Annotated in this window: 6 protein-coding genes; 1 reads left to right on the top strand and 5 read right to left on the bottom strand. The window is 47.6% G+C overall.

What is annotated here, in order from left to right; genetic code table 11:
- Positions 1–1,406, top strand: a 1,406-nt coding sequence (gene purH, locus AB1466_03510) for a bifunctional phosphoribosylaminoimidazolecarboxamide formyltransferase/IMP cyclohydrolase (GenBank protein ID MEW6189164.1), incomplete at its 5' end; no start/stop codon positions are given.
- Between the two features lie 69 nt (positions 1,407–1,475).
- Here the strand turns inward: purH and speB are convergent.
- The 5 genes from speB to AB1466_03485 are packed head-to-tail and all read right to left on the bottom strand — an operon-like array spanning position 1,476 to position 5,042.
- Positions 1,476–2,312, bottom strand: a complete 837-nt coding sequence (speB, locus tag AB1466_03505) for an agmatinase (protein ID MEW6189163.1) — start codon at positions 2,310–2,312, stop codon at positions 1,476–1,478.
- The gene (gene speE / locus AB1466_03500) at positions 2,296–3,171 is read right to left on the bottom strand and encodes a polyamine aminopropyltransferase (GenBank protein ID MEW6189162.1); all 876 of its coding nucleotides are present in this window, start codon (positions 3,169–3,171) and stop codon (positions 2,296–2,298) included. The genes speB and speE overlap by 17 nt, the downstream gene beginning before the upstream one ends.
- A complete protein-coding gene (gene speD / locus AB1466_03495) occupies positions 3,164–3,517 on the bottom strand; it encodes an adenosylmethionine decarboxylase (protein ID MEW6189161.1) in 354 nt (117 codons plus the stop codon). Before speD ends, speE begins: the two co-directional genes overlap by 8 nt.
- Positions 3,517–3,978, bottom strand: a complete 462-nt coding sequence (locus AB1466_03490; GenBank protein ID MEW6189160.1) for an arginine decarboxylase, pyruvoyl-dependent — start codon at positions 3,976–3,978, stop codon at positions 3,517–3,519. The genes speD and AB1466_03490 overlap by 1 nt, the downstream gene beginning before the upstream one ends.
- A gap of 2 nt (positions 3,979–3,980) precedes the next feature.
- Complete coding sequence (locus AB1466_03485; protein MEW6189159.1) at positions 3,981–5,042, bottom strand: bis-aminopropyl spermidine synthase family protein; 1,062 nt, start codon at positions 5,040–5,042, stop codon at positions 3,981–3,983.
- Positions 5,043–5,385 lie beyond the last annotated feature (343 nt).

The following is a 5,385-nucleotide window of genomic DNA, read 5'->3' as shown; positions in this document are numbered from 1 at the left end:
CGGTTAAAAAGGTTTCCCAAATTACCAAATTCCCCGAGATACTGAACGGTAGGGTGAAAACCCTCCATCCATTGATTCACGGAGCTCTTTTGGCTGACAGAAGCAAGAAATCCCATCTTAAGACACTCAAGGAGCATGGCATAGAGCCAATCGATTTGGTGGTGGTGAATCTCTATCCCTTTACCGAGACCATTTCCAGGAAGGCTGTGACTTTAGCCCAAGCAGTAGAGCAAATCGATATCGGTGGTCCTTCCATGATCCGCTCCGCGGCCAAGAATTTTGAGGGTGTGGCGGTCGTGGTGCAGCCCGAAAGATACGATGAAATACTCACCGAAATGCGACGGAACAGTGGGTGTCTTTCCAGAGAGACACGCCTTGATTTGGCAATCGATGCCTTCAGACATACGGCCCATTATGATGAAGCAATCTATCATTACCTGACGAGAGATCTGGAAGAATTCCCCAGACTTCTCGATCTCTCCTTCGAAAAAATTCAGGATTTAAGATATGGTGAGAATCCACATCAAAAGGCGGCTTTTTATCGAGAGATCGTCGCTCCACCACATTCTTTGGTTTATGCTCAGCAACTTCACGGGAAAGAGCTATCCTTCAATAATATCCTGGATTTAGACGCCGCGTGGTCTCTGGCTTGCGAATTCACGGTGCCCGCGGCGGTAGTCATCAAACACACAAATCCCTGTGGAGTTGGTCTCGCGAATGATATATGTACCGCTTACAATAGGGCTCATGACTCCGATCCCGTCTCCGCCTTCGGGGGCATCGTCGCCTTGAACCGGGTGGTCAATGAAGCTTTGGCCAAGAAGCTCACATCCACTTTTCTTGAAGCTATAATCGCCCCCGCCTATCTCGAAGAAGCCCTGGAGATTCTGACCCAAAAGAAGAACCTGATCATCATGTACATGGGAGAAGAGAGGGAGCCGATGGTTGATTTGAAGGACATCAAACGGGTGGAAGGAGGAGTTGTGGTCCAGGATGTTGATCGAGTTCAAGAGAATAGAGATGAGATGAAGGTGATGACCAAAATTCATCCCTCGGAGAAGCAGTGGGACGATCTTCTTTTTGCCTGGCGGGTGGCAAAGCACGTCAAGTCAAACGCCATTGTCCTTACCAAGGATCTAGCCACAGTGGGTGTGGGCGCCGGTCAGATGAGCAGGGTGGATGCCGTTGATATAGCCTTTAAAAAGGCTAGGGGACGGGTAAAAAATTCCTCCTTGGCCTCGGATGCCTTCTTTCCCTTCAGGGACGCCGTTGATTTGGCTGCCAGGGCCGGAGTTAAGGCGATAATTCAGCCGGGGGGATCCATTCGAGACGATGAAATAATCGCCGCCGCGGATGAGCATAAGATAGCCATGGTGTTCACGGGGAGGAGACATTTCAAACACTAACCAATCCTCTAGCTCTGGATTGCGAGGCTTTCAGCCTCGCCCTATCCATGGTTAAGTTAAGCTAAATGCTTAGGTGAAGAGGAGGATGGATTCTCTAATTATTTTGGCCGCAGCTATAGAGGTAATGTCTCCCCTATCGAAGGGCGGGGAAACTTCGATGACGTCCATGCCGACTACGTTGAGGGACTTGAGCTCGTAGAGACTTGAAAGCAATTCTTTAAAATCGTATCCGCCCGGCTCAGGATTGCTCGTCCCTGGGGCACAGGATGGATCCAGAACATCCATATCTATACTCATATAAACGGCTGAATCTCCGATTTTATCGCGAATCTCGGATGGAATGGATATATCGGGTGTGGATAATAAACACTTCTTTGAAATTTCGTATTCTTCCCTTGTTCCCGATCTCACTCCGAGTTGGATGAGGAAAGACCCCCCTATCTCTTCCAAAATTCGCTTAGTCACCGTGGCGTGGCAAAATTTTTCTCCTTCATAGCTTTCACGGAGGTCTAGGTGGGCATCGAACTCGATCAGGAAGAGTGGAGAAAACTCTCTCTTTAGAGCCCTTATCGCGGCTAAGGTTAGAGTATGTTCACCCCCGATGAGTACCGTAAAAGCTTTTTCCCTTGCTTGAACTACCTCTTCTTCGATCCTTTCTAGGGATATTTCCATGGAATCTTCCATTTTTATATCCCCCCAGTCGCAAAGGACGATGTCCTCTAAATCCTTTCTCAAGGTGGGACTAAAGGTCTCCAGGCTGTCAGAGGCTTTTCTTATCCGCTCTGGAGCAAGTTTTGTTCCGGAACGAAAGCTCTCGGTTTTATCCAGAGGTACTCCAAGGATTATCGCGTCTGGATTGGGATTATTCTGGGAGGCCAAGAACTTATCTCTAAAGGGCGGTTTCAAAGGAGGAATCCTCCTCTAAAATCCTTTGGATAAACTTGGGAAGAATGAAGCACGCGGTATGGATTTCCGGGGTATAATAGCGCGTTGAAATGTTGGAGGATATCAATCTTTCCTTGACCTTTTCAGGGGAGACGGCGGCGGGATCCCATTTTTTAGAGGCTATGGTAAAACTCCATAAGACGCCGGGATAGGTTGGGACAAAGGCAAGATAAACCCGCACGGTGGGAAAGACCAGCTTCAATCCATTATATGCGTTACGAAGCTCTTTCATTTGAAAGGTTGGGGAACCACTCTGAGTGACACAGATTCCATTCTCTGAGAGGATGTTATGGGCGGCACGGTAAAACCCCTCTGTGAATAGAGCCTTCGCTGGCCCTATGGGATCGGTGGAATCTACGATGAGGACATCGAATTTTTCCCGAGAATTCCCAACAAATTTCGCCCCGTCGTCGAAGATGATCCTGACCCTTTTATCCAGGAATGCGTCATCATTTATGGATGGAAGAAATTTTCGACACGCCTTTACGACCTCTTCGTCCAGCTCGACCAGGACGATATCCTCCACGGGATGTTCGAGCACTCGTCTTAAGGCGCCTCCATCTCCTCCCCCAATGATGAGAATCTTCCTTGGTTTGGTGTGAGAAAGTAGGGGAACGTGGACGATCATCTCGTGATAGATGAATTCATCTTTCTCACTGGTTTGAACTGCCCCGTTCAGAACGAGCATCCTTCCAAATTCCAAAGTGTCCACGATCTCGATCCTTTGGAACTTGGTCTCTTTTTTGAAGGGGATCGCTCTTACTTTATAGCGGTGTTCAAAATCCGACGAGCCCGGCTCGGTAAACCAGTCGTCAGTCACGAAGAACACCTCTTCTTATCTCCACAAGTTGTACATGCTTGGGGGAAAAATGTTTTTGGAATGGATCTATGGCGGCCAGGGGATCGACTTGCTCCCCGCAGGTGAATACGTCCACTGCTGCATATCCAAGTTCGGGCCAGGTGTGGATCAAGATATGGGATTCCGCGATCATAGCTACGCCCGTTATTCCATGGGGAGAGAATTGGTGCACCTTCAGCTCGAGCAATGTGGCACCACAAGCTCGAACCGCTTCCTCGAGAGCTTTTTCTGCGAGTTCCGCTGAATTCAGATTTTTGCAGTCCCAGAATTCGATGACCAAGTGCCTGCCCACATTTTTCGTTTTCATCACCCCCACCAAAGAATTGCGGCTGCCACGGCGCAGCCCAGCCTTTTAACTTTATGTTCCGCGGAAATTAATATGGTTTTCGTCAATGACAAATTCCTTTTCTCCAGGGCCTCCTTTAGCATCTTTTTAACTATCTCTTCCGCCACGGTGGCTGACCCCGGATGGGCGTGTTCCATTATAACACCTTGGGAATCCGAACTTAATCCCATACCCACGCAGGCTGATATTATTTCACCACCGACGTTGCTGGTGATATGGGCATATACCGTTGGTACAAGAGTCCCCACGGGAATGGAGGGAAGTGCTTCAATTCTGACCTTGGGGGGTACAATGCTAGTCACCTTGACCAAATTCAGATTACCGATTCCCCCAGCTAAAAGGGCATTGTCGAAGGCGTTCAGGGGTGAATGTCCTTCCGCTGTACCCTTTGTGAATGAGACCATATTTGGAACTTGCCACATAATCATCGCTCCTTGGTCCAGATTAGACTTTCGGGGTCGTTATATAGCTCAACGCTTACGACATCCTCATTACGCTGGAGGAAATCCTCGAGGGTTTCGATTCTGAACATGGACGATTTATACCAGTGCTTCTCCGGTGCTTCTCTGAGGGGTCCTATATCATCCTTTATGCTCTCGAGAAGGTACATCCAATTATCGTAGATATTAAAATCATGGATTATATCGGTGATGACTACACCATACTCATGGGTTAGAATTTTTTGAAGCTCACCCCATTTTTGAAGGGACGATTCGATCATGGTCAGACCGAAATAACCGGCACAACCGGCTCCTTTTAAAGTAGCTAATCCCCTCGCGATGAAAAGCTCCAATCCACCGATTGCCTCCGGTGGGTCGGTTAAAAATGTATCAAAACTTTCCACAAGATCTCGGGGGAGCTTGAAGCGAAGATCGTGGGGAACCACTTCGATGTGAAGATTCTCTTTTTCGCTTGTATTCTCGATGAAGTCGACTATTCGCTCGTCGACTTCGAGAACCGTGATTCGCTTGGGTAGTCCGGAGAGGGCTGCAGCGAGGCTCACTAAGTCATCATCCCCCAGGATTATAACGTCTTTCCCCTGGATATCGCCTCTATCCGCCAAAAGAGCGATTCTGGCAAAGGCGATGGTGGGTCCAACGAATCCCTGATCCAACTCCATTATGGGTTCGGGTCTATTCCTTACAATTTGTTCAAAACGGGGCAGAAAATCCTCGAATTTTGCGAGGGAGACGGTCCTTCCCCGACAAGCAGGGCATCCATGGTTCGTCTTTGGAGTCACGTTATATCGCTTGCAAAAAATTTTTCCCTCTTTCGTCAGGGAGATGGAGGAGTTTTTGAGGATAACCAATCCTCTTTCCCGTAACTCTTTTAATGTTTCCACAACGATCCTGAAAGGTCTATGAGAGAGATCGGTTATCTCCCAAAGATTGGAAGAGCTCAAAGTGGCGCTAAGAATATTCTCAACATCCCGAGATGTAATATTTATCTTTGTTCTTTTGTTCACTTTGGATACTAGAAGATCCATCTCCCACCCCCAGGGTGCAAACTACAGGGGATACCAACTAGGCACCCCCTGTAAGCTGCCGGGATCTGATAATGCTTTTTGTTAGTAGTTTTAAATTTTCAAACCCTGCACGAATCGCCCCTTAAAAGGATGGTCATAGATGAATTTTGACTCAAAAGCATAAGAATTTCAAGTGGGCGAAAGGCTTTTAAGGAAAAATTTTACTGAGGTTGATATATTCATTTCAGCTGTGTAAAATCTAAGAAGAGTGGTGGGAGAGTTTAACTCTCCCTTAAAGTTTCAATCGGAAAGCGGTCAAAATCGGCAGTAGTTCTACTGGATCATATTGACCAATAACCGTGAA

The organism is Actinomycetota bacterium (assembly GCA_040755895.1).
GTDB lineage: Bacteria > Actinomycetota > Aquicultoria > Subteraquimicrobiales > Subteraquimicrobiaceae > Subteraquimicrobium.
This window is presented reverse-complemented; position numbering and strand designations above follow the sequence as displayed.